Origin of the sequence: Streptomyces sp. SID3212 (genome assembly GCF_009865405.1) — a bacterium.
Taxonomy (GTDB): Bacteria; Actinomycetota; Actinomycetes; order Streptomycetales; family Streptomycetaceae; genus Streptomyces.
Window position 1 is genome coordinate 1 of the sequence record NZ_WWJY01000077.1, and the last position, 2,793, is coordinate 2,793.

The following is a 2,793-nucleotide window of genomic DNA, read 5'->3' on the forward strand; positions in this document are numbered from 1 at the left end:
GGCCGCGCCGACGGCCGCGGCCACCGGTCCCCGCGCCCCGGCCCGTACCAGCAACTTCTCTGCGGCGGGGAGGAGTTGACGGAGCAGCTGGCCGGCGTCGATGCCCGAGGGGCCGGTACGGAGCGGCTCACCCGGATCCGCGAGCAGGACGCGTGCGGGGTCCTCCGTGGAACGCAGCGCGATCCGCAGCCCCGAGCCGCCCGAGTCGACGCCCAGCACCCAGCTCATCCCCGCACCCGGCTCATTCCCGTACCCCCGGCTCGTCGCGCGCCCGGCGCGGGTCCGCGCCGGTCTCACGCCGCCCTCACGCTCTTCGGCGCCGGGCGTACGCGGCCCCCACCTTAAAGAGGGGACACCCGGTCACCCGGGAGGGGGCGTCCACCGCGCGTCGCAGCCGCCCGGCCGGAGTCACCGGCCCGCAAGTGAGGCGTCCCGGCCGCCGGTTGAGGAGTCCTGGGCACGCTCCGTGGACCAGTAGAGTGATCTCGTGGCAGCACGACCTCTGAACGAAATTGTCGAGCCCGGCTGGGCGGACGCGCTGGCGCCCGTCGCCGGGCGCATCGCCGAGATGGGCGACTTCCTGCGCGCGGAGATCGCCGCCGGCCGTACCTATCTGCCCGCCGGGCCGAACGTGCTGCGCGCCTTCCAGCAGCCCTTCGACGAGGTACGGGTCCTCGTCGTCGGCCAGGACCCGTACCCGACGCCGGGACATGCCATCGGCCTCAGCTTCGCCGTGGCGTCCGACGTCCGCCCGCTCCCCGGCAGCCTCCAGAACATATTCCGCGAGCTCCAGTCGGATCTCGGCCTGCCCCTCCCGTCCAACGGTGACCTGACCCCGTGGACGCGCCAGGGGGTCCTGCTGCTCAACCGCGCGCTGACGACCGCACCCCGCAAGCCCGCCGCGCACCGCGGCAAGGGCTGGGAAGAGGTCACCGAACAGGCGATCCGGGCCCTGGCCGCCCGGGGCAAGCCGCTCGTGTCCATCCTGTGGGGGCGCGACGCCCGCAACGCGCGCCCCCTCCTCGGTGACTACCCGGCGATCGAGTCGGCCCACCCCTCGCCGATGTCGGCGGACCGGGGCTTCTTCGGATCGCGCCCGTTCAGCCGCGCCAACGACCTGCTGGTCCGTCAGGGTGCGCAGCCGGTGGAGTGGCGCCTTCCCTGACGGCCTGACCGCCGTCGGAATCTCCGGGCCCCTCAGTGGGCGCGGGCGTACTGCGGGGGCGTGTGCACCGTGCCGCCCAGTTCGCGGGCCGCGCGGCGGGCCCAGTACGGGTCGCGCAGCAGCTCCCTGCCGAGCAGCACCGCGTCCGCCTCGCCGTTGGCGACGATCTTCTCCGCCTGCTCCGGCTCGGTGATGAGGCCGACGGCCGCCACGGGCATCCGGGTCTCCGCCCTGACACGCGCCGCGAACGGCACCTGGTAGCCGGGGCCGACCGGGACACGGACGTGCGCCGCGTTGCCGCCGCTGGACACGTCGAGCAGGTCCACGCCGTGCGCCAGCAGGTCGTCCGCCAGCCGTACCGTCTCGTCCACGGTCCAGCCGCCCTCGTCGAGCCAGTCGGTGGCCGAGACGCGGAAGAACACCGGCAGATCCTCGGGCCACTCCGCCCGGATCGCGTCCACGACCTCCAGGGCGAACCGCGTGCGGTTCTCGTACGAACCCCCGTAGGAATCCGTGCGCCTGTTGCTGTGCGGGGAGAGGAACTGGCCGACCAGATAGCCGTGCGCGCCGTGCACCTCTACGACCTGGAACCCGGCCTCGCGGGCCCGCCGGGCCGCCGCCCCGAACTGCCCCACGATCTCGCGGATCTGTTCCACCGTCAGCTCGGCCGGCACGAGATGCCCGTCCGCGAACGGTACGGGGCTCGGCGCGAGGACCTCCCACCCGTTGGCGTCGGGGGCGACCGGGCCGCCGCCCTTCCAGGGCCGGTCGGTGGAGGCCTTGCGCCCCGCGTGGGCGAGCTGGATGCCCGAAACCGTGCCCTGCGAGGCGAGGAAGCGGGTGATCCGGCGGAACGCCTCGACCTGCGTGTCGTTCCAGATGCCGACGTCGGCGACGCTGATCCGGCCCTCCGGGCTGACGGCCGTGGCCTCGACGAGGATCAGTCCCGTACCGCCGACGGCCCGGGAGGCGAGGTGGGCGAAGTGCCAGTCACGGGGCACGCCGGCGTCCGGGCCCGTCTCCTCGGCGGAGTACTGGCACATGGGTGCCATCCATACGCGGTTGGGGATGGTCAGCGACCGCAGGGTGTACGGCTCGAACAGTGCGCTCACGGGGACTCCAGTCGGACGTGACGGGGGGGCGGGACGGCGCTACTACGATACGCGTCGTAGTAAGGCGAATGTCAAACTATGAGAATCCTCGTACAATGGGATTCCCGACGAAGTGGAGCCACCGATGAGTGCCGCGAGCAGCACGCGCGAACTGGTTCATCCCCTGCGCGCGGAGATCCGTCTGGAGGGCGTCCTGCACGCGCTGTCCGACCCGCTGCGTCTGAGCATCGTCAGGGACCTGGCGGGCGCGGAGGGGGAGTTGACCTGCTCGCAGATCCCGCTACCGGTCACCAAGTCGACGACGACGTATCACTTCCGGGTGTTGCGGGAGAGCGGGGTGATCCACCAGTTCTATCGGGGGACGGCGAAGATGAACGGGCTTCGGCGGGGGGATCTGGACGCGCTGTTTCCTGGGCTGCTGGACTGTGTGCTGGAGGCGGTGCGGTTGGGTGGTGCGTCTGCCCGGTGACCGCTGCGCTTACCGGTGTCCTCAATCGCCGGACGGGCTTGGTTGTG

General features: G+C 72.3%; 3 protein-coding genes and 1 pseudogene. 2 read left to right on the forward strand and 2 right to left on the reverse strand.

From position 1 onward, the window contains the following. Positions 1–228 (reverse strand): annotated as a pseudogene (locus tag GT042_RS02700) (ATPase); the annotation flags it as partial. 259 nt (positions 229–487) lie between these two features. Here GT042_RS02700 and GT042_RS02705 point away from each other — a divergent pair. Further along, a complete protein-coding gene (locus tag GT042_RS02705; RefSeq protein ID WP_161307092.1) occupies positions 488–1,165 on the forward strand; it encodes a uracil-DNA glycosylase in 678 nt (225 codons plus the stop codon). A 32-nt stretch (positions 1,166–1,197) separates the two neighbouring features. Here GT042_RS02705 and GT042_RS02710 read toward each other — a convergent pair whose 3' ends face one another. After that, complete coding sequence (locus GT042_RS02710; RefSeq protein WP_161307093.1) at positions 1,198–2,277, reverse strand: NADH:flavin oxidoreductase/NADH oxidase; 1,080 nt, start codon at positions 2,275–2,277, stop codon at positions 1,198–1,200. Positions 2,278–2,401: 124 nt separating this feature from the next. Between GT042_RS02710 and GT042_RS02715 the strand changes: the two genes are divergently transcribed. After that, a complete protein-coding gene (locus GT042_RS02715; protein WP_161307094.1) occupies positions 2,402–2,746 on the forward strand; it encodes a helix-turn-helix domain-containing protein in 345 nt (114 codons plus the stop codon). Positions 2,747–2,793: the final 47 nt, after the last annotated feature.